At 58.3% G+C, this 20,969-nt stretch carries 23 protein-coding genes and 1 pseudogene; 16 read left to right on the top strand and 8 right to left on the bottom strand.

What is annotated here, in order from left to right; translation table 11 throughout:
• Positions 1-125: 125 nt before the first annotated feature.
• Entirely contained in the window at positions 126-1,742 is a 1,617-nt protein-coding gene (locus HGP16_RS31970; RefSeq protein ID WP_168843953.1) for a Fic family protein, read from the top strand.
• Between the two features lie 141 nt (positions 1,743-1,883).
• Here HGP16_RS31970 and HGP16_RS31965 read toward each other — a convergent pair whose 3' ends face one another.
• Positions 1,884-3,107, bottom strand: a complete 1,224-nt coding sequence (locus HGP16_RS31965; protein ID WP_168843952.1) for an MFS transporter — start codon at positions 3,105-3,107, stop codon at positions 1,884-1,886.
• A gap of 136 nt (positions 3,108-3,243) precedes the next feature.
• On the opposite strand from HGP16_RS31965, the gene HGP16_RS31960 reads away from it, so the two are divergent.
• Positions 3,244-3,837 (top strand): TetR/AcrR family transcriptional regulator, encoded by a 594-nt coding sequence (locus HGP16_RS31960; protein WP_168843951.1) that lies wholly within the window; start codon positions 3,244-3,246, stop codon positions 3,835-3,837.
• A gap of 49 nt (positions 3,838-3,886) precedes the next feature.
• Here the strand turns inward: HGP16_RS31960 and HGP16_RS31955 are convergent, their stop codons facing one another.
• Positions 3,887-4,537 carry a glutathione S-transferase family protein gene (locus HGP16_RS31955; protein WP_168843950.1) on the bottom strand — a complete coding sequence of 217 codons (651 nt, stop codon included), beginning with the start codon at positions 4,535-4,537 and terminating at the stop codon, positions 3,887-3,889.
• Positions 4,538-4,676: 139 nt separating this feature from the next.
• Positions 4,677-5,618, bottom strand: coding sequence for a LysR family transcriptional regulator (locus HGP16_RS31950; protein ID WP_312867356.1), 942 nt, complete (start codon positions 5,616-5,618; stop codon positions 4,677-4,679).
• 117 nt (positions 5,619-5,735) lie between these two features.
• On the opposite strand from HGP16_RS31950, the gene HGP16_RS31945 reads away from it, so the two are divergent.
• The 7 genes from HGP16_RS31945 (at position 5,736) to HGP16_RS31915 (ending at position 12,312) form a co-directional block, all read left to right on the top strand.
• Positions 5,736-6,446 carry an SDR family NAD(P)-dependent oxidoreductase gene (locus HGP16_RS31945; protein ID WP_168843949.1) on the top strand — a complete coding sequence of 237 codons (711 nt, stop codon included), beginning with the start codon at positions 5,736-5,738 and terminating at the stop codon, positions 6,444-6,446.
• Positions 6,447-6,632: 186 nt separating this feature from the next.
• Positions 6,633-7,670, top strand: a complete 1,038-nt coding sequence (locus HGP16_RS31940) for a LacI family DNA-binding transcriptional regulator (protein WP_168843948.1) — start codon at positions 6,633-6,635, stop codon at positions 7,668-7,670.
• 20 nt (positions 7,671-7,690) lie between these two features.
• A complete protein-coding gene (locus HGP16_RS31935; RefSeq protein WP_168843947.1) occupies positions 7,691-8,641 on the top strand; it encodes a substrate-binding domain-containing protein in 951 nt (316 codons plus the stop codon).
• Entirely contained in the window at positions 8,638-9,447 is an 810-nt protein-coding gene (locus HGP16_RS31930) for an ATP-binding cassette domain-containing protein (RefSeq protein WP_168843946.1), read from the top strand. The genes HGP16_RS31935 and HGP16_RS31930 overlap by 4 nt, the downstream gene beginning before the upstream one ends.
• Complete coding sequence (locus tag HGP16_RS31925) at positions 9,444-10,448, top strand: ABC transporter permease (protein ID WP_168843945.1); 1,005 nt, start codon at positions 9,444-9,446, stop codon at positions 10,446-10,448. The genes HGP16_RS31930 and HGP16_RS31925 overlap by 4 nt, the downstream gene beginning before the upstream one ends.
• The gene (locus HGP16_RS31920; RefSeq protein ID WP_168843944.1) at positions 10,448-11,524 is read left to right on the top strand and encodes a phosphotriesterase; all 1,077 of its coding nucleotides are present in this window, start codon (positions 10,448-10,450) and stop codon (positions 11,522-11,524) included. Before HGP16_RS31925 ends, HGP16_RS31920 begins: the two co-directional genes overlap by 1 nt.
• Positions 11,525-11,541: 17 nt before the next feature.
• Positions 11,542-12,312, top strand: coding sequence for a glutamine amidotransferase (locus HGP16_RS31915; RefSeq protein ID WP_168843943.1), 771 nt, complete (start codon positions 11,542-11,544; stop codon positions 12,310-12,312).
• 3 nt (positions 12,313-12,315) lie between these two features.
• Here HGP16_RS31915 and HGP16_RS31910 read toward each other — a convergent pair whose 3' ends face one another.
• Positions 12,316-13,218 (bottom strand): PfkB family carbohydrate kinase, encoded by a 903-nt coding sequence (locus tag HGP16_RS31910; RefSeq protein ID WP_168843942.1) that lies wholly within the window; start codon positions 13,216-13,218, stop codon positions 12,316-12,318.
• A gap of 26 nt (positions 13,219-13,244) precedes the next feature.
• On the opposite strand from HGP16_RS31910, the gene HGP16_RS31905 reads away from it, so the two are divergent.
• The 3 genes from HGP16_RS31905 to HGP16_RS31895 all read left to right on the top strand — a co-directional run bounded on the left by HGP16_RS31905 (position 13,245) and on the right by HGP16_RS31895 (position 15,142).
• A complete protein-coding gene (locus HGP16_RS31905; RefSeq protein ID WP_168843941.1) occupies positions 13,245-14,087 on the top strand; it encodes a BtpA/SgcQ family protein in 843 nt (280 codons plus the stop codon).
• Positions 14,088-14,092: 5 nt separating this feature from the next.
• Positions 14,093-14,737: a TenA family protein gene (locus HGP16_RS31900; protein ID WP_168843940.1), complete on the top strand. Its 645-nt coding sequence runs from the start codon at positions 14,093-14,095 to the stop codon at positions 14,735-14,737.
• A gap of 87 nt (positions 14,738-14,824) precedes the next feature.
• Positions 14,825-15,142, top strand: coding sequence for a WGR domain-containing protein (locus HGP16_RS31895; RefSeq protein WP_168843939.1), 318 nt, complete (start codon positions 14,825-14,827; stop codon positions 15,140-15,142).
• A 173-nt stretch (positions 15,143-15,315) separates the two neighbouring features.
• Here the strand turns inward: HGP16_RS31895 and HGP16_RS34865 are convergent.
• Positions 15,316-15,453, bottom strand: a pseudogene (locus tag HGP16_RS34865) (transposase); the annotation flags it as partial.
• 106 nt (positions 15,454-15,559) lie between these two features.
• Here HGP16_RS34865 and HGP16_RS31885 point away from each other — a divergent pair.
• Positions 15,560-15,907 carry an NIPSNAP family protein gene (locus tag HGP16_RS31885; protein WP_168843938.1) on the top strand — a complete coding sequence of 116 codons (348 nt, stop codon included), beginning with the start codon at positions 15,560-15,562 and terminating at the stop codon, positions 15,905-15,907.
• A gap of 369 nt (positions 15,908-16,276) precedes the next feature.
• Positions 16,277-16,621, top strand: a complete 345-nt coding sequence (locus tag HGP16_RS31880) for a hypothetical protein (RefSeq protein ID WP_168843904.1) — start codon at positions 16,277-16,279, stop codon at positions 16,619-16,621.
• On the opposite strand, the gene HGP16_RS34860 is transcribed toward HGP16_RS31880, so the two are convergent.
• The 3 genes from HGP16_RS34860 to HGP16_RS31865 all read right to left on the bottom strand — a co-directional run bounded on the left by HGP16_RS34860 (position 16,526) and on the right by HGP16_RS31865 (position 18,684).
• On the bottom strand, positions 16,526-16,777 hold the full coding sequence (locus HGP16_RS34860; protein ID WP_168843937.1) for a DUF982 domain-containing protein: 252 nt from the start codon (positions 16,775-16,777) through the stop codon (positions 16,526-16,528). The genes HGP16_RS31880 and HGP16_RS34860 overlap by 96 nt on opposite strands.
• 72 nt (positions 16,778-16,849) lie before the next feature.
• Positions 16,850-17,098 carry a DUF982 domain-containing protein gene (locus HGP16_RS34855; protein ID WP_168843936.1) on the bottom strand — a complete coding sequence of 83 codons (249 nt, stop codon included), beginning with the start codon at positions 17,096-17,098 and terminating at the stop codon, positions 16,850-16,852.
• Between the two features lie 686 nt (positions 17,099-17,784).
• A complete protein-coding gene (locus HGP16_RS31865; protein WP_168843935.1) occupies positions 17,785-18,684 on the bottom strand; it encodes a LysR family transcriptional regulator in 900 nt (299 codons plus the stop codon).
• A 109-nt stretch (positions 18,685-18,793) separates the two neighbouring features.
• Here HGP16_RS31865 and HGP16_RS31860 point away from each other — a divergent pair, with 109 nt between their 5' ends.
• A complete protein-coding gene (locus tag HGP16_RS31860) occupies positions 18,794-19,876 on the top strand; it encodes a 4-oxalomesaconate tautomerase (RefSeq protein WP_168843934.1) in 1,083 nt (360 codons plus the stop codon).
• A 47-nt stretch (positions 19,877-19,923) separates the two neighbouring features.
• On the top strand, positions 19,924-20,925 hold the full coding sequence (locus HGP16_RS31855) for an ABC transporter substrate-binding protein (RefSeq protein ID WP_168843933.1): 1,002 nt from the start codon (positions 19,924-19,926) through the stop codon (positions 20,923-20,925).
• Positions 20,926-20,969 lie beyond the last annotated feature (44 nt).

Raw genomic sequence — 20,969 nt, 5'->3', positions numbered from 1 at the left:
CATCGGAAAATTTTACGCAATCGGCTAAACTTAAAAGATCGGAAGTAAAGATCGGAAAAAAATTTGCCGTTCTCAGCCTAACATACTAGATATATGTATGTTTTAGTGATGCAAAGATCGGAAAAATGGAAGAAGTTCCCACCCGCATCGAGCCCGCTTTTTTTGAAGGAAGCATCCCATCGAGCTTGTCCGATCTCGTTGTCGAAATACAAATGGCTGCGGCTAACTTGGGTAGTGGGCTACACAACGACGCAGCATCTGAGCTGGCGGACCTCGTCCGCGTAATGAATTGCTATTACTCCAATCTAATCGAGGGGCACAACACTCGCCCAAAGGATATCGAGAGAGCATTGGCGGGCGCTGAAGTTGAAGAGGCAACCCGTCCATTGGCTCTCGAAGCCAAAGCTCACGTAATAGTGCAAAGGGAAATTGACCATCTTAGCCACAGCGCAGCATTACCCGAGCCGACCTCGATTGAATTCATTTCGTGGGTGCATCGCCGGTTTTACGAGGAAATGCCGAATGAGTTCCGGTTCGTGGAACGTCCGGATGGGAGTAAAGTGGAGATCGTACCAGGCCAATTTCGTGCAACGGATAAAGACGACGTCGCGGTAGGCCGGCATTACCCACCATCGTCTCAAGTCGTCAGCGCTTTCATGAAATATTTTTCTTACCGATATAAGATGGCACAAGCTAGCGCGACCAGCCGGATTATTTCGATTGCTGCCGCTCACCACAGATTGAACTTCATCCACCCCTTCACTGATGGAAACGGTCGTGTCAGCAGACTGATGTCGCACGCAATGGCGCAAAATGCGGGAGTGGGCGGTAAAGGACTTTGGTCGATCTCTCGGGGATTGGCTCGTGGCTTGAATGAGAAGACTGAATACAAGCGCATGATGGATTACGCTGACTCACAGCGAATGGGCGAAAGGGATGGGCGCGGCAATTTATCCGCAAAAGCCCTTCAGGATTATTGCGAATGGTTTCTCTCGGTCGCGTTGGATCAGATCAATTTTTCAAAGGCAGTTTTTGCTTTCGAAACCCTGGAGGCTCGTTACCGAAAGTTGGTAGAGTCTGTCACCGATGACAAATGGGCTCCAGACGTGATTTCAGCCGTCCTTCGCCATGGTTCGCTGAATCGCGGTGATGTCAATTTGATCACAAAGACCACAGATCGAACTGCGCGCAAAACGACGAAGGAGCTGGTCGATGCGGGCTTTTTGAAATCATCCTCGCCGAAGACACCGGTCCGCATTGCTTTCCCACTTGATTACAGAGAACGACTGTTCCCCAACTTGTTCGCTGATGGTGATGTCGCTGCTCCGAAGCCAATCACCCCGACATTCCCAACACAAATGAAACGAGACGTCATTGTCCTCTCAGTTCCCACTGATGTTGAAGATATCACTGAGGAAGTCGAACGACGGATTGAACTTATCCCCAAGCTCCAAAAATCAGAGGGGGTAGAGAAGATTTTGGGAGATAGCGCCGCCAACGAACTCGCCCAATACGGCAAGGCAAAGGCAAATTGGAAAACGGTCCAAGAACGCGTAATCAATGAAAGTATCGGCCAACATGGCCGCTCACGAGCCGAAGTTATCAAGACCCTTCACGATCATAGCCCTGGAGCAATTACCGAAGAGCAAAAGGCAGATGTTGCAAGACGTGTCGAGGAAGCCGCTCCAGGATTGGTCGCACGATACAATGCTTCTAGGAACCAACGCAAACCGAAGAGGTGAAAATACTGTAGCCACCTTGCCGCCAACAAATTGCCTAAGGCGAATGCGGTGAGCGCAGAGCTTGCAGCTATAATGGCTGAAACCGACGATGCCGAAACTGAGGCGGAACGCTATTTCCCGAAATGATGTCTTCAGCACCACTCATTCGGCGGCTTGCTTGACGGCCGTAGCATCGCTTGCTCGCGCGCCTGAGAGGTTTCTTTGGCCGAGCGCCACGATCAAGACAGTGACCGCGCTCGATACGACGGAAACCCAGAAGCCATTCGAGGGTCCGAAATTATCGACCATCCAGCCGGAAACGAAGGCGCCGAGCGCCATGCCGATACCAATGCCCGTCATGATCCAGGTCACGCCTTCCGTCAGCATTGCCTCCGGCACCCGGCGCTCGATCAGCCCGAACGCGGTGATGAAGGTCGGGGAGATGGCAACGCCGCTCAGGAAAACCGCAAAGGCAAGCAAGGCAATCGACGTGCCGGCAACGAGAAGCGGCAGCGAGGTGAGGGCAAGGACACCGACCGCAACCAGCAACTGCCTCTGAAACGGCATTTTGGGGTTCAGCGCTCCGATGACCAGACCGACGATAAACGAACCGAGGGCATAAACGCCGATGACAAAGCTTGCGGCGCCGGGCTGGCCGAGCTGCTTGGTGATGGCTACGGCGCTCACTTCCGCCGTAGCGAAGGTGGAGCCGACGAAAATCAGGGCAAGTGTGATGATCTGGACCGGACGCAATCGGATTGCCGAATGTTGCGGACGATCGGAACCGAGCGCATGCACCTTGGGCTCCGTCGACCGCTGCAGCAAGAAGGCCGTCGTCCCCAGCGCAAGGAAGATCGTGCTGACAAGCATCCCGGCCTCCGGGAACAGAGCGACGGAGAGGCCGACCGAAAGGGAAGCCCCGGAGATATAGACGAGCTCATCGGCCGCGGATTCGAAGGCAAAGGCCGTGTTGAGCTCAGGCCGGGCACGGAAGATTTCCGTCCAGCGCGCACGCACCATGGCCGGAATGCTCGGCATGGCGGCCGCAACGAAGGCCGAGGCAAACAGCGTCCATGCCGGCCAATCCTGATTTGAGGCGATGACGAGAACGACGAAGGCGATGACCGAGAGAATGGTGGCCGGGGCCACCACCGCACGCTGGCCGAGCCGGTCGACCAGCCGGGAAATCTGCGGCGAGACGAATGCATTGGCCAAAGCGAAGGTGGCGGAAACCGCGCCGGCGAGCCCGTATTCACCGCGCGTCTGGGAGAGCATGGCGACGATGCCGATAGGAGCCATCGCAATGGGAATGCGCGCGAAGAAGGCCGCGGCCGAAAAGCCTTTCGCACCCGGCGCTCGGAAGATCTCACGGTATGGATTGGACATCGGAACGCTCCATGGATTGAACGAAGCCGCCACAGACATACGCAGCGTATGCGAATGAAATAATTGCATACGCCGCGTATGTCAACTAATATACGCAGCGTATGCGAATTTATGTAAAACCACTGACGGAGACGTAATGCGCAAACCCCGTAGTGAAATGATCGCCGAGACGCGAGCCAAGCTGCTGGCCGCTGGCCGTACGGCATTCGGTAGCGTTGGCTATGCCGACGCATCGATGGACGACTTTACAGCGGCGGCCGGACTGACGCGGGGGGCACTATACCACCATTTCGGCGACAAGAAGGGGCTGCTGCAAGCCGTTGTCAGCGAGATCGATGCGGAAATGACCGCAAGGCTCTGTGCGATCTCGTCGACAGCACCATCGCGCTGGCAGGCATTCGTCGATGAGAACGTCGGATATGTAGAGATGGCGCTGGAACCGGAAATCCAACGCATCATGTTTCGCGACGGCCCGGCTGTGCTTGGTGATCCCTCCGGATGGCCGAGCGCCAACGGCTGCATCGCGACAATCACAGAGAGCCTTCGCCACCTTCGAGACGAGGGTATCATCGTGGAGATTGACCCGGAAGCCGGCGGCCGCCTCATCAATGCAGCGAGCAGCAGCGCTGCACAGTGGATCGCCAATTCGGACGATCCCGAGGCGACATCGAAACGGGCGGTCGAGGCTTTTCGGACTTTCCTCGAAGGCTTGCGGATCGAGAAGGACTGATCGGCCGAGAGATCTCCGATCCCGACCATAGATACCGGATGCAGCCTTGTCAGCCCGCCGATGCGGCGGTGAAGACCGCCAGCTGAGCCTCGAAAGCCCGCTTGTAGGCCGGCCGGGCTTCCCCGCGGGCTACATAGGCGGAGAGGTTCCGATAGTCCTGCAATATCTCCGAGTCCTTCAGCCTGAGCAGGACCGATATCATCATGAGATCGCCGGCGCTAAACGCCTCCTCGAGCCATTCGGCACTGCCGAGGCGATTGGACAGTTCGGTCAGTCGCTGGCGGATGCGTTCGTCGACCATGGACAGGCGCTGCTCGTACCAGATCTGATCGCGCTCCTGGATTCTTACGGTTGCTCGATCGATGATCGGCGGCTCTACTGTGGAAAGAGCGGCAAACATCCATGTGATCGCCCGTGCACGGGCGTTGGCATCGTCCGGCAGCAGGCCAGTATGACGCTCCGCTATATGGAACACGATTGATCCCGACTCGAACAAGGCGAGATCGTCCTCTTCATAGGTCGGGATCTGCCCGAAAGGATGAAGCGCGAGATGCGCAGGCTCCTTCATCTCCTTGAAGGAAAGGAGGCGCACCTCGTAAGGCTCGCCGACCTCTTCGAGCGCCCAGCGAACGCGCATATCCCGAGCCAAACCCCTGCCGCGATCCGGCGACTTTTCAAAGGCGGTAATCGTTATCGTCATTGCTGCTCTCCATGGCTTGTCTGCCCTAAAGACGGGTGGCTGAGCAAAATTCCGACACTTCGTTTGCAAGTTAGTTTCCGAGAGCGGGAATACCCCAAAAGCCACGACGGATCGTCAAGGCTCACTCTGCTGAATCGATTCACGGATAGGCCGCTCGGCATACCCGCGCGACGATGTCGCGCAGCCATCGGTGCGCCGGGTCGGCATCGGCGCGCGGATGCCATATGGCGGAGACGAGTATTTCGGGCGTTTCGAATGGTAGTTCGAAGCCGCGTATGCCGCGCGCCGCCAGGGGCCCGTTGACGCCGTTCTTGCCGAGACACGAGGCAGGAACGGCCGCAACGAAAAAGGTCGAAGCCGCAATTCTCATTGCATCCGGAAATCCCGGCACCACGACGCGTATTTCTCGTTTCAGGTTTTTCTTTTCTAAGGCCTCGTCGACTGCCTCAGCGAACTCTCCGTTCCTCGAGGCGACGACATGGCTGCAGGCCGCGTAGCGCTCCACCGTTACGGCCTCACCGGTGAGCAGAGGGTGGTCTTCCCGGGCAATCCCGATAAGTCGATCGCGAAGCAGAAGTCGGGTCCGTAATTCAGGCGCCGGCACGCCAAGCACACCGATTTCCAGATCGACCAGCCCCTCCCGAAGCGCATGGGGCTCCTTGTCAGGCTTCAGCACAAAGCGGATGCGGACATGGGGAGCGGCGTCGGTCATGGCGGAGACTAGAGGCGCCGCCAGGAATTCAAGAAATGCTTCGCTCACACGCATGGAGAACGTAGTCTCCAGCGTGGCCATGTCGATCTCGCTTGCCGCCGGCCGCAGAATGGCGCGTGCATCCTGGGTGACGGCATGAACGGGGTCCCGAAGTGCCTCGGCAAATCGTGTCGGCGCGAGGGACCGGCCTGCTCTGACGAGCAATGGATCGCCTGTCACCGCTCGCAGCCGCGACAACGTACGGCTCATGGCGGAAGGGCTGAGCCCCAGCCGCTTTGCCGCTTCGGTCACGCTTCCTTCGGCCAGCAGGGCATCAAGTGCGACGAGAAGATTGAGGTCGATGTCTTCCATGACGATTGGGTAGACCAAATCCGCAGACACGCCTAGCGTTGGACGCAACTATTCTTTGCATTGCATGCGTCTGGCGAAATCCAGGCCGGGCTTTCATATTTGGCCTAAAGCACACGAATACAGGAGGCATGTAACATGCCATCATCCACTTCCACCTCCGGCAGCATATTGATCATCGGCGCCTCCCGCGGGCTCGGCCATGCCATGGCCGAAGAGTTCTTCAAGAAAGGCTGGTCCGTCGTCGGTACGGTGCGGGCCTCCGCGTCGCGGACAAAACTGCACGATCTCGCGGACGCCTCCGCCGGACGGGTCACGATTGAGATACTCGACATCAACGAACCGGACCAGCTTTCGTCTTTGCGCGCGTGCCTCGACGGCCGAGCCTTCGATATCCTGTTCGTCAACGCCGGAACAACGAATGTTCCGACGGAAACGACCGCCGATGTAACGACGGAGGAATTCGTCCGCGTCATGGTGACGAATGCGCTCAGTCCGATGCGAACCGTCGAAGGTCTGCAGGATCTCGTCTCGCCCTCGGGCATGATCGGGGTCATGTCGTCGGGGCAGGGCAGCGTCAGCAACAATACGACTGGCATGCGGGAAGTCTATCGCGGCAGCAAGGCAGCCTTGAACACCTTGATGCGCAGCTATGCCGCCCGTCACGGCGATGATGCGCGCGCATTGGTTTTGATGGCTCCCGGTTGGGTCAAGACCGATCTGGGCGGCCCGGACGGACGGCTGACGATCGAAGAAAGCATTCCAAGCCTGGTGAACGTGCTTCTCGATCAGCGAGGAAAGCGCGGCCTGCAATATCTGGATTACCTGGGCCGAACGGTCCCCTGGTAACCAGCGGATTAGGGAGAGAAACCCTCGACATCATTTGGCGCATCACTGAGTTCGCAGCGTTCCGCAAAACTGCCGAAAACATCCGCGCGAAATTTTTCACCGACCAACGCCTTTCGAATCCTCTTGACAGATTCTTGATTGTCACCGAGTTTAGTAAAGCGTTTTACTAAAGCGGTTTACAAGCTGATGGCAAAGGGACACACTCCTGGATTGAAGGACGTCGCGAAAGCTGCCGGCGTGTCGGTGACAACGGTCTCCCGCATGCTGAACGGCTCCCTGGATCTGCCCCAACTCACCAAGCGGCGGATCGAAGAGGCGATCGCATCCCTCAAATATCAGCCGAACCCGCATGCCCGGCGGCTGAGCCGCGGCCGCTCCGACACGATCGGTCTCGTCGTGCCCGACATCGCCAACCCGTTCTTCGCGACCATGGTGGCAGCCGTCGAAGAAGCGGCTAACGACAAGGGGTTGGCCGTATCCCTCTATGCGACACTCAACCGGACCGGCCGCGAGGTCGCCTACCTCAGACTGATCGAGCACAATCACGTGGACGGATTGGTCTTCGTCACCAACCATCCCGATAACGGCGAACTTGCCGCTCTCATCAATCGAACGGGCAAGGTCGTCGTGGTCGACGAGGACGTTCCGCTCGCGACCGTCCCGAAACTTTTCTGCGACAATCGGCAGGGCGGTTATCTCGCCGGCCGCCATTTGGCTGAATTTGGCCATCGCGACGTGCTCTATGTCGGCGGTCCCGACGCCATGATCAGCACGCAGCGGCGCTTCAACGGATTGCATGAGGGGTTGCGGGAGCGCTTCGGCGGCGACGTCTCGATCCGGCGCTACAGCGGCGAATACACGATTGCCTGCGGACGGGAGATGGCGCTGCGGTTCCTGGAGGAAGGCATGCCGGCAACCGCAATCTTCGCCAGCTCCGACGAAATCGCCATTGGCATGATCGAAGTCCTGCGGGAGAAGGGGATTTCGATACCCGATGACCTGTCCCTGGTCGGCTTTGACGATGTCAGTCCGCTGCATCTTTTTGCGCCGCCGCTGACGGCGATCCGGCAGCCGGTGCGCGCCATCGGACAGCGCGCCCTGTCCCTTCTTCTCGAGACAAACTGGCAGGACAGCAAATCGCTCGCCATCGAGGAGCTCGTGCCAGTTGAAATCGTCGTGCGGAAATCCGTTGCACCGCCGTCGACACATAACAAGCAACGATAACCAAACCAGAGGATGAGAACATGGAACAGATCAGACGTCGGGCGTTCAACGTCGCCCTTGCCTTTACCGCGCTTGCGGGCGCGACCTTGGCAGCTCCACTCGCGCATGCCGCCGGCAAGACTTATGCACTGGTACAGATCAATCAGCAGGCCCTTTTCTTCAATCAGATCAACGAAGGCGCCCAGAAGGCCGCCGATGCCTCGGGCGACAAGCTCGTCATCTTCAATGCCAACAACGACGCTGCCGCGCAAAACAGCGCCGTCGAGACCTATGTCCAGCAGAAGGTCGATGGACTAATCGTCGTTGCCATCGACGTCAACGGCATCATGCCGGCCGTCAAGCAGGCTTCGGATGCCGGCATTCCGGTCGTCGCCATCGATGCGATCTTGCCGGAAGGCCCGCAGAAATCGCAGATCGGCGTCGATAACGGCAAGGCCGGCGCCGATATCGGTGCCTATTTCCTCGACTACGTGAAGAAGAACATGGGCGGCAAGGCCAAGGTGGGCATCGTCGGCGCCCTGAACTCCTATATCCAGAATCTTCGCCAGAAAGGTTTCGAAGACGCGATCAAGGGCGGCAGCATCGAGACGGTCGGCGTTGTCGATGGCCAGAATATCCAGGACAATGCTCTTGCCGCCGCCGAAAACCTCATCACCGGCAACCCTGATATGACGACGATCTACGCCACGGGCGAACCGGCTCTGCTCGGCGCGATCGCCGCCGTTCAGAGCCAGTCCAAGCAGGACAGCATCAAGGTCTTTGGCTGGGATCTGACCGCGCAGGCGATCGCGGGTCTCGATCAAGGCTATGTCGTTGCCGTCGTCCAGCAGGACCCGGCAGGCGAGGGCAAGGCCGCCGTCGAAGCCCTGGCGAAGCTGACCGCCGGCCAGAGCGTCGAAAAGAGCATCTCCGTACCGATTACGATCGTGACGAAGCAAAACGTCGATCCATACCGGGCCGTTTTCAAATGATGACGGAAAACCGGCCTGTTTATGCCGGAGCCGGGGAGGCGCAAGCCTCCCGGCATTCCTCCGGCTCGCCCGCCTTGACGCCAGCCGTATCGCTTCGCGGCATCCGCAAGACCTTCGGTTCGCATCAGGCGCTGCGCGGCGTCGATCTCGATCTTTTTCCCGGCGAGTGCCTCGGCCTTGTCGGCGACAATGCCGCCGGAAAGTCGACGCTCACCAAGATCATATCCGGCACCTATTTGCCGGATGACGGAACCATCTCGCTGAACGGCGAGGAGGTCAAATTCTCCGGACCAGCCGATGCGCGCGACCGCCACATTGAAATGGTCTTCCAGGATCTGAGCCTTTGCGATCACGTCGATGTCGTCGGCAATCTTTTCCTCGGGCGTGAAATCACCAGGGGACCCTTCCTCGATCGCCAGAGAATGCTGGCCGAGGCCCGCAAGATGCTGGATGCCCTCGAAATCCGTATTCCGCGTCTCTCGGCCAAGGTCGAGAAGTTGTCGGGCGGCCAGCGCCAGGCAATCGCGATTGCGCGGGCGGCCTCCTTCAATCCCAAAGTGCTGATCATGGACGAACCGACATCCGCGCTCGCAGTCGCCGAGGTCGAAGCCGTTCTGTCGCTCATCAACCGGGTCAAGGCGACCGGCGTATCCGTCGTCCTCATCACTCACCGCCTGCAGGATCTCTTCAGGGTCTGCGACCGGATCGCCGTCATGTACGAAGGCACCAAGGTCGCGGAACGTGACATCGGCAAGACCAATCTTGAGGACCTCGTCAAGCTCATCGTCGGGGGAGAAAGACATTGACCGTCTACACCGAACGCAGCAAGGGCTCACCGATATCGGATTTCCTGAGTGAAAACGCTCAGGTCCTGTCGATCACCTTCTTCTTTGTGGCATGCCTCGTCTTCTTTTCGCTGACGACGACGACCTTCATGACGATGGGCAACATCCTCAACGTCGTGCGTCAGGCGGCCCCCATCCTTGTCGTGGCGATCGCCATGACCCTGGTCATCGTCACAGGCGGGATCGACCTTTCCGTCGGCTCCATGCTGGCTCTCATCAATGCGGTCGCCGCCGTCACGCTGGCGACGGGCATACCTTGGCCGGTGGTATCGATCGGCATGCTCGCCTTCGGCGGCATCATCGGCCTGCTGCAGGGCTGGTTCATCGCCTACCAGAATATTCCTGCCTTCATCGTCACCCTTGCCGGTCTCTCCATCCTGCGCGGCGTCGCTCTCTACCTGACCCAGGGTTATTCCATTCCGATCAATGGCGATGCGGGCTTCTTCTACATGGGCCGCGGCGAACTGGCCGGCTTTCCCGTTCCGGCGCTGATCGCAATCCTGATCGCGATTGTCGGTTATATCGTCATGGCCTCGACGAAATACGGACGCCAGATCGTGGCGGTTGGGTCGAACATGGAAGCGGCCCGTCGTGTCGGCATGCCCGCCAAATGGATCGTCGCTTCGGTCTATCTGGTCTCAGGGGTCGCATCGGCACTAGCGGGACTTTTGATCGCCGCACGTCTCGGCTCCGGCTCGTCGAACGCGGCCGTCGGCTTCGAACTTCAGGTGATTGCCGCCGTCGTGCTTGGCGGAACATCGCTCATGGGCGGTCGAGGCACGATGATCGGCACGGTTCTCGGCACCATGACCATCGCCGTCATCGGCAACGGCCTGATCCTGATGCATATCTCACCCTTCTTTACCCAAATCGTCACCGGGGCGATCATCCTTGTCGCCATCTGGCTGAACACACGCATCTTCACTACCAACTTCCGACTGTCGGGCAGGAGGAAGAGCTGATGGCAACGGATGAGCTTTCACCCGGTCACGTCCGGTCCGGACATGTGATGACCGCCTCGGGGTTGGTTCCGGTATCCGACATCGGCATCACCCTGATGCACGAGCATATTCTCAATGATTGCCGCTGCTGGTGGCACGCGCCGAAGACGCCCGAACGTCAATATCTTGCCGAGAGCTTCGTCTGTATGGAGATCCTTGGCGAGCTGCGGCAGGACCCCTTCGTCAACAAGCACAACATCACGCTGGATGACGAAAAGCTCGCCGTGATGGAGCTCAAGGATTTTGCCGGGCTCGGAGGCCGGACGGTCGTTGAGCCGACATGTCAAGGCATTGGTCGCGATCCTCTGGCTCTGCGACGGATTTCCAAGGCGACGGGACTGAACATCGTCATGGGGGCCGGCTTTTATCTCGGCTCGTCTCATCCGACGAGGGTTGCCGATATGTCCGCGGCTCAGATCGCAGATGAAATCGTGTCAGAGGCAACCGTGGGCGCGGATGGCACCGATGTGAAGATCGGCCTCATCGGTGAGATCGGGGTCTCGTCTGATTTCACGGCCGCGGAAGAAAAATCGCTGCGGGGCGCGGCGCAGGCGCATGTACGCACGGGTCTGCCCCTGATGGTCCACCTTCCGGGCTGGTATCGCCTGGGTCACAAGGTACTCGACATCGTGGCGTCCGAGGGCGGCGATCTCAGGCATACGGTGCTCTGCCACATGAACCCGTCGCATGACGATCTCACCTACCAATCGGAGCTGGCTGCCCGCGGCGCTTTCCTCGAATACGACATGATCGGCATGGATTTCTTCTACGCCGACCAGCAGGTTCAATGCCCAAGCGATGAGGAGGCTGCCCGAGCGCTCGTCAAGCTCGTCGAGATGGGACACAAGGACCGGCTCCTGCTCTCCCACGACGTCTTTCTGAAGATGATGCTCAAGCATTATGGGGGCAACGGCTACGCCTATGTCCTGCGTCACTTCCTGCCACGCCTAAAGCGCCATGGACTGGACGACGCAACGCTCGACATCTTCATGCGCGCCAATCCGAGGTCGGTCTTCGAGGCCGACACAACGCCATAAAAAGAAATGGAAACATCATGACAAAGAAGGTTCTTCTCGTCGGCGAAAGCTGGGTCAGTTCCGCCACGCACTACAAGGGCTTCGACCAGTTCGGAAGCGTCACCTTCCACCTCGGCGCCGAGCCGCTCGTAAAGGCGCTCGCCGGCAGCGAATATGAGCTCACCTATATGCCGGCCCATGAGGCGGTCGAACAGCTGCCCTTCGACATGGCCGGGCTGGATGCCTATGACGCAATCATTCTTTCCGATATCGGCGCCAATTCGCTGCTTCTTCCGCCGGCGGTCTGGCTGCATTCGAAGACCGTCCCGAACCGGCTGAAACTGCTCAAGGCCTGGGTGGAAAAGGGCGGCGGCCTGCTGATGGTCGGCGGCTATTTCTCCTTCCAGGGGATAGACGGCAAGGCCCGCTGGCGCCGCACGCCGGTCGAGGACGCGTTGCCGGTGACATGCCTGCCCTATGACGATCGCGTCGAAATTCCCGAGGGGACGACGCCTGTCATCGTCAAGTCCGAACATGCGACGGTTGCCGGCATGCCGAAGGATTGGCCTTTGCTGCTCGGCGTCAACGAAGTCGAAGTCCGCGAGCGCGCCGATGTCGAAGTCATCGCCCGATTGCCCGATGATCAGGGCGGGCATCCGCTCCTGGTGACCGGCCACTTCGGCAAGGGCAGGACGGCTGCCTGGACCTCGGATATCGGCCCGCATTGGCTCTCGCCCGCCTTCTGCAAATGGGAGGGTTACGGGCGTCTTTGGAAGAATATTCTCGGTTGGCTGACGGAGGAAAAATAAGTGTCATTCGCCGGCAAGAATGCCGGTGAGGTCCGCCCTGCTGGGGAAAGCTGAGCGCGTTCCCCGGCGGCTGACCGTGACGGCGGCTGCCGCTGTTGCGTGACGAACAGCCCGGGCGTCGAGTGTCGTGCCTCTGAGGGCAGCCGAGGCAAGCGCAACGGCCATGAAGGTGTCGCCGGCGCCGGTCGTGTCGACGACTTCGGTCGCAAGCGCAGGGACGGTAGCAAGCACCTGGCTGCCGCTGGCAAGGATCGCGCCGGCGCCGCCGAGGGTCAGAACAGTCTGCGCGACACCGGCTTCGGCCAGGCGGTGAAGGGCGGTCTCGCCGGACGATCCGGTCAGGCTTTCGGCTTCGCCCTTGTTGAGGAAGGCGATATCGATCAGCGGCCAGAGCTCGGCGAAGTAGGGCCGTAGCGGGGAGGGGTTGAAGGCGGTCGTCAGGCAACGGCGTCTGGCTTCGGCAAGAATGCCGCGGGTGACGCTTTCGCTGAGATTGCCCTGCAGCACGGCGAGGTCCCCGGCTGCAGCGTCCTTAAGCGGTGCTAGTGCCTCGGCAAGGGTCAATGCCTCGGCAGAGGCCGTCGTCGTCACGATGGCATTTTCGCCGTCTGGCGTGGTGAAGATGATGGAAAAGTCGCTGGAGCGGTTGGGGTATCCCACAAGGCGGGCATCGACCGCCTCTCCGGCAAGTTGGTCGCGGATCGTCTGGGCGCGAAAGTCCTCGCCGACGGCGGCTACGAGCGTCGTGGAAAGGCCCGTCCGACCCATCACGACCGCCTGATTGGCGCCCTTGCCGCCAAGGTCGCGGGTTTCCTCCCGACCGAGGATCGAGGCGCCGGCTTCGGGCATGGACAATACGGATATGGTTTCGTCGATGGCGACGTTACCGATGACATAGGCACGCATGGCAGGCTTTCAGAAAGGAAAGAGAAATGCAGCAGATATCGGATAGGGCCTCAAGCGCCATACGGGAAATCTTCGGTACTGACAAGGCGCTGATCGGCATGATCCATTGCCCGCCTTTCCCCGGTGCTCCGCGCTATCGCGGCGCCGCGATGGATTCCATCTATGACACCTGTATTCGCGACGCCGAGGCGCTCGTCAAGGGCGGAATCCATGGCCTGATCATCGAAAACCATGGGGACATTCCCTTTTCGAAACCCGAGGACATCGGCCATGAAACCGCGGCCTTCATGTCCGTCGTGACCGACCGCGTTGCCCGCGCCGCCGGCGTGCCGCTCGGCATCAACGTCCTTGCCAATGCGCCAATCCCCGCCTTCGCGATTGCGATGGCCGGCGGCGCGAGCTTCATCCGCGTCAATCAGTGGGCCAACGCCTATGTCGCCAATGAAGGATTCATGGAGGGACGCGCGGCGGAGGCCATGCGCTATCGCTCGCTGCTGCGCGCCGAACATATCAGGGTCTTTGCCGATAGCCATGTGAAGCATGGCGCACATGCCATCACCGCCGACCGGACGATCGATGAGCTGACCCGCGACCTCGCCTTCTTCGATGCCGACGTAGTCATCGCCACCGGCCAGAGGACAGGCAACAGCGCGACGATCGAGGAGATCGAAGAGATCGGCGCCGCCACCCATCTGCCGCTGCTGGTCGGCTCCGGCGTCACCAAGGATAATATCGTCGAGATCCTCAAGCGCACGAACGGCGTCATCGTCGCCTCGTCTTTGAAGGAAGGCGGCGTCTGGTGGAACCCGGTTGACCCAGCCCGTGTCGCAGCCTTCGTCGAAGCGGCAAAACCCGGCCTGGAGGCGTAAGGACGATGGCACAAACCCTATCGGAGCAGATACTCGACGAGAACCGGCAAGTCTTTGAAGCGATGGTTCGCCACCGCTTCGTCGAGGATATCAAGGCCGGCCGCCTTCCGAACGAGGTCTTCGAGCGTTACCTCGTCTTCGAGGGCGCCTTCGTCGACACGGCGATTGCTATCTTCTCCTATGCCACCGCCAAGGCCGAGAGCATTGCGCAGAAGCGCTGGCTGATCGGCGTACTCGACGCGCTGGCAAACCAGCAGATCGCCTATTTCGAAAGGACCTTCGCAGCGCGCGGCATCGATCCGGCTCGATACGACACCGCTCGAGAAGATGTCGCCGCTTTCCGCGAGGGAATGCTTGCGATTGCCCGCGACGGCGGGTTTCTCGATACGATCGCGGCGATGTTTGCCGCCGAATGGATGTATTGGACCTGGTCGATCGAAGCCAACCGATCGGCGATCCGCGATCCCCTGCTCAAGGAATGGGTCAAGCTCCATGCCGAGCCCGAATTCGAGGCGCAGGCGCGATGGCTGAAGGCCGTACTCGACCAGGCGGGCGAGACCATGGGTGGTGACGAGCGGAAGCGGCTGAGTGCCATTTTCGGTCAAGCACAACGTCTGGAAATTGGCTTCCACGAAGCCGCTTATTCCTAAAGGCAGCGATTGCCGATCCAGGCATGGTCTCCGAGCAGGGGAGGTTCGAAGAGGCGAGGGGACGACCGGTCCGAATAAATAACGGAAATGAATCGAACCGGGCCGACCGATTCAAAACACTCGTTGGACCCCTCCGGCTGGATCGATCATCCTGCCGGCATGCTTACTCAACCCTATCATCTCTACATCGAACGCGCGGATGCCGGGCGGAACATGGCGCGTTATTATGTTCTGGAAATATCGACGACACTGTTCGGCGACACATGCCTGACAAGAAGATGGGGCCGCATAGGGTTCGGCGGACAGAGCATGGCACATCATTTCGCCGATGAAAGCGACGCCGTCAGGATGTTTCTCGCATTAACCCGGCAGAAGCGCGCCAGAGGATACCGGCCGCCATCCTAAAGTGGTTTGGCTTTTCACAGAATCTTTGAACCATTCTATCTTTTTATTGTCCCATAATTCCCGACGGAAAACGGGCCTGTCGCGAATTGGGATCCTTAACTGTATACTGACGACGCGACGAGCAATTCGCGCTGCCGATATTGTGGAGCGCACCAATGATTCTGAACGCCATTACCGACACTGCGTGCCGGTGGGATCAGAGGATCGATCAACGCCCATTCCCGGTCCGTCGAATCACTTGAAAAACGAAGCACGTCTCTGTTATGCTCAAATTGAGCAATAGCGGTCCAATGCGTCGAAAACCCTTTAATCTGGCGCAAAAAGGGAATCACTCCCGCTGCTATCGCTCAACTACTTTTAAATCGGGATCTCAGGGACCAGCTCGGCCTGTTCTGAATCCACTCGGGGAAGATTTCCATGATCCATGAAATGCGCATCTATACCTGCTTGCCCGGCAAGCTGCCAGCGCTCCAGGAGCGTTTCGAAACGGCGACGCTGGCGATCTGGGACCGGCTCGGCATCCGCCCCCTCGGTTTCTGGACGACGATGATCGGGCCTTCCAGCTCCGATCTCATCTATTTCCTCAAATGGCAATCGCTGGAGGAGCGCGAGCGGAAATGGGCGGAATTCCTGGCTGATCCGGCGTGGAAAGAGGCCAAGGCAAAGAGCGAGGCGCCGGGTCAGATCGTTGCCAATATCGCCAGTTCGATCCTGCAGCCGACTGGATTCTTTCGCCCCTTTACCTCCGTCGAGGCCGATGGCTGAAGACGGATAGAAAAACCGCCCGGCACTTTTCCCGGAATTGCTCTAAGCGTCCGGGCCGGGCGCTCCCCAGATGGACCAGTGCCCGGTATTGGATCCATGGGCAACTTGGGTTTCGTCATGGGTACCATGCCTGTTATTTTCGCCGTCTTTTCTTGTCGTTTTCCGAGGCATTGAATTCCAGAATGCCAGAAAGATGAACCCGACCAGGCCGCCAAGGGCGAGCAAGCCTAAAACCATGTTTCCCATTGAAGCCTCCGCCAGCACCTGTCTCCTGCAGACGAAATCGTATCATATATGAGTGCTCATCCCGAATTTGATGAGCGACGCGTCCAATGACCTCGTGGATATGCCCGAGGCCTGGAGCGCCATTTGCAGCTGGATGGCCTCGCGAAAAAGCTCGAAGCAGAACGAGCCGCAACGCTCGTCAATTCCGGCATCGACAAAGCACCCGAGGCATATAGCAACGCGGAGACCGACATGCGCCACGAAATTGAGGCCCTTTGTGTCATCACGGTGAGGGCGCCGGCAGGGATTACGCTCAAGGTGAAAGCTACTGCCGCCGCCATCAGCCGATCACGCAGATTGTCTCATGTCGGCAGATCACGACGTGGCGCGAGTTCATTCGTCAAAGATGTAAATATCGCCCTCTTTCAGAGCAGCGATAAACGCCTCTCGCGCTTTCTCAGCGTCTATCTTTTCTTCGTGGGCGTCTAGCAACGCTTTTTTGGCAGATTGATATGCTTGTCCAGCTTCAAGCGTGGGCCATTCGTCCAGAAGATATTCAGTGGCGCGTTCTGCGTTCGAAATGACCAGTCGCGCACCAGTCTTACGCGTTTCGACGATAACGGGCTTACTCCACCATTGAACCATCGACGTTCTCCTCGGGCGGTGAACGGACTCTGGGCTGGAAAGTTCCGGAAAGATTGCGGGGAATCGATCATGTTACGATAGCAGGGGAACGCCTGCCTCGACTGCTGCCGCTATGAATGCAACGCGCGCCTCTTCGGCTGGCCGTTCACCTCGTTGCACGTCCAAGCAAATAAGTAGCGCTGAAAGGAAGCAATTCCCTTCTTCCATGGGCCAGTCATCCAGAAGCGTCTTCCAAACCTCGTCGGCTGTCCCTACCGTTCTGATCTCGCCAGTATGATTTCGGACGACGTAGACCGGAGCGAAACGCGGCACTCTTTTCATTGTCGAGGTCTCCGAGAAGCAGAAGCCCTTTTGAGCCTTCTGCCATTGGAGATGCATTTAACTTTATTAGTTTGATAGCAAAATTCGAGCGCCTCTTTGACCGACGTTGCTGCTTATGCTCACTGGCGAAACGAACGCTGCCGGCAGCTCCTGAAGCGAGCCGAACGGTAATGCCGCAATCGCTCCCTTCCAGGGAATTCGAATACCGGGTGACCGGGCGTGGTGTTAGTGTCAACAATTCTGGAAGTCGCCGTCCTAGGGGAATGCCTATAGCTCCTCGCGCGGCTCAAGTGATTAATCAAACAATGGATGCAACCAGTTCATCAATGGCGCTTCTCTCCCAACAATTCCCAGATCAGAGCACTCGTTTATTCTTCTGTAAATTCCGAGGAATTAATAGCGTGTCACGCCCATAGCAATGTCTCCGTTTTCGAAGTTTATTATACCGTGACGCATAGCGAGAACGGGCGAGCTTGATCGGCCGGGGACGGGTCCGGCAATCAATGAGACTTGCGCAACCTAATCCACACTGCGCTGCGACGGACATTCCAGAAGCGGACCAAATCGCGCCGTAAATGGTCCCCCTTGTTCACGCAATCGCCCATTCCATCACAACGGCTAAGGTGGACCTGCGAGCCAACGTCAACTTCTTGGCCATGCAAGCCGTGTCGGCAAAATTACTGCATTTAGGTTTGTCTCCATGCACCAATCAACATGCGCATGAAATGCTCTGCGGCAGGTGACAAAGTGCCGCCACGGCGCCGGACGATCCCGATAGTGCGCGAGATTTCTGGATTTCGGATCGAGCGCGTGATGAGAAAAGGATGGTCCCCCTGTGGGGTCGCCATTTTCGGTAGCACGGAAATCCCAAGCCCTGCCTCTACAAGACCGAGCGATGTTGAAAGATGGGTAACTTCGTAAAACCAGTTAAGTTTGATGTTCGATCTAGCCAGAGCAGCGTCAAGCAATGTCCTGTTCGCGCTGGAGCGATGAACCGTGATAAGCGGGTAGGGCTCAAGATCCTCCCACCGAACCTCTTTCTTTTCCGCTAGTGGATGGTCCCGCTTGGCTGCCAAGACGAAGGGATCCTCGGCCAGCCTCTCAAACACCAGATCGCTGTCGGAGCTTCCCATAATGTTGATTCCGAATTCGACCTCGCCGCGTGCAACGGCCTGCAGCGCATCGGTCGCGGTAAGGTCGAGAATGCGAAGCCGGATATTCGGATATTCCTGATTGAACTGTCGAATGACCGAAGGCAGGAAATAAAAGGCTGCCGTCGGCAGACAAGCAATCGTTACCAAGCCTCCGCGCTTGGCTCCCAGTTCCCGCATCGAAAACAGCGATCCATCGAACTCCTCCAGCATGCGCTGCACCAGAGGAACGAGCTCGGTTCCAAGAGCGGTAGCAGCGACGTGGCGCGTCGTCCTCTCCAGCAGCGGTGCACCGATCGCCTGCTCGAGCTTTTGAATGCGCCGGCTCAATGCCGGTTGCGACATATTCAGCTGATCGGCAGCGCGATGAAAGCCCTGCAGCTCTAAGACGGCCAAGAACGCCCTTAGGTCAAGAATCTCACAATTGATGTTCATTCCGTATCAATCACCTCGATTTTAGCATTTCACATATCAATCACTAATTCCATAATAGCAATAACGAGGCTTATTAATACGCCAATCACATTACCCGACGAGAAAACGTATGAATGACCTGCTCTCCATACCATGCGTACTGATGCGGGGCGGCACCTCAAAAGGCCCCTTCTTTCTGACGTCGGACCTGCCGCAAGACCCGGCCCAGCGAGATCAGGTGCTTCTGTCCATCATGGGCTCGGGGCATCCCCTCCAGATCGACGGCATCGGAGGGGGAAATCCCGTGACCAGCAAGGTTGCCATCTGCGGCCCGGCAACAGTACCGGGCGCGGACGTGGACTATCTGTTCGCGCAAGTTCGCGTGGATCAGCAGATCGTGGATACCTCCCCCAATTGCGGGAACATGCTGGCGGCCGTCGGGCCGTTCGCAATAGAAGCAGGGCTCGTGCCCGTCTCCGGAGAGACCACCCTCGTCAAAATCTTCAACGTGAACACCGGCAAGATGATCGAAGCCGAGGTTCCGACCCCAAATGGTGCCGTAGCCTATCTCGGAGATGCAGAAATTGACGGCGTACCGGGTCAGGCCGCTCCGATCGCGCTTACGTTCAAGGACGCGGCAGGTGCCAGAACGGGCCAGCTTTTCCCAAGCGGCAAGTCGATCGAGACGATCGACGGCATCGATGTGACCTGTATCGATTGCGCCATGCCGATGCTCCTTATCGACGCGATCTCGCTTGGCGTGAGCGGATACGAAAGCGCTGCAGACCTAAACGGCAATCGTTCCTTGATCGAACGGCTGGAAAACCTTCGTATCCTTGCCGGCAAGAGAATGGGAATGGGTGATGTTCGCAATCAGGTCACGCCAAAACCGGTTCTCGTGTCTCCTGCACGACAGGGCGGCGCCTTGAGCGTTCGATACTTTATGCCGAACGAATGCCATCCGTCGCTAGCGACGACGGGCGCGGTCGGGATTGCGACAGCGTGCGTGAGCGAAAACACCGTGTCATCTCGCCTCATTGGCATTCAGAGACCGCCGGTCGTGCTTTCCATTGAACATCCCAGCGGCCATCTGGACGTAAAGTTGCAGTTGCGGGATGGAAAGCTCGTTGCCGGAATTCTTCGCACGGCCCGCAGGCTCTTCGAGGGGCAGGTCTTCGCAAAACCTGTCAAAGCACTGGTCTGTGCAGCATAATCAATCAACCCATGGCGCCGGGAGGGTGCCAAAACGGAGGAGATCGAATGAAAAAGCTTATTCTCGTACTCGCTGCAACGATAGCACTATCCGGTGCGGCTGTCGCGGAACCTGTTCGCATCAGCGTCGGTTCCTATAACCTTAACAACCTGCCTTTTCCTGTTGCTCAGGGTTTGGGCCTCTATGAGAAGGAAGGGCTGGATGTAACGGTCGAAAACTTCGCATCCGGTGGATCAAAGACGTTGCAGGCCTTGGTTGCGGGCTCGACCGATGTCGCTGTCGGCTTTTACGACCATACGATTCAAATGCAGTCCCAGAACAAGAATATTGTCGCGTTCGTGGAGTTGGGCCGCAATTCCGGGCTCGTGCTGGCTGGCGGCAAAGATACGAAGTTCGATCCGAAAAAGCCGGAAACCATCAAAGGCGCCAAGATCGGAATCACCGCTCCTGGGTCGTCCTCTGATTTCTTTGTTCGCTACTATCTCCAGCGGCATCATCTCTCAGCGAACGACGTTTCGCTCATCGGCGTGGGGTCGGGCTCGGCTGCAGTCGCAGCGCTTCAGCAAGGCAAGATCGATCTGCTCGTAAATTACGACCCTGCTGCGACGTTCGTTGTCGAGAAGGGCGTCGGAAAGATCCTGATTGACGCTCGTAATGATGATGGCGCCAAGGAGATCTATGGCGGCATCTATCCAACGTCGGTGCTTTACGCCACGCAGGACTACATCTCCAAAAATCCGGAGACAGTTCAGAAGGTCACAAACGCAACAGTGAAAGCGCTGCAATGGATGAAGACGCACAGCGCTGCAGAGATTGTCGAAAAGCTGCCGCCTGAGTTCATTTCCGGCGACAAGGCTACCTACATCAAAGCAGTCGAAAATGCCCGTCAGATCTTTTCCACGGATGGTCTGCTGAACGGAGACGATATCAAGACGCCTCTCGAGGTCCTGACCTCGTTCAACGACAAGGTCAAGGCGACCAAGATCGATCTTTCCAAGACTTTTACCAATGAATTCGTAGCTAAGGTGCCGGCGACGGCATCGAACTAAGGGAGGTTAAGATGTCCGTGGCAGCGTTCGCGCCGGTAACACAG

Origin of the sequence: Rhizobium sp. P40RR-XXII, assembly GCF_012641405.1 — a bacterium.
Classification (GTDB): Bacteria; Pseudomonadota; Alphaproteobacteria; order Rhizobiales; family Rhizobiaceae; genus Rhizobium.
Note: the sequence above shows the minus strand (reverse complement) of the source record. Positions and strands in the feature narration are given on the sequence as shown.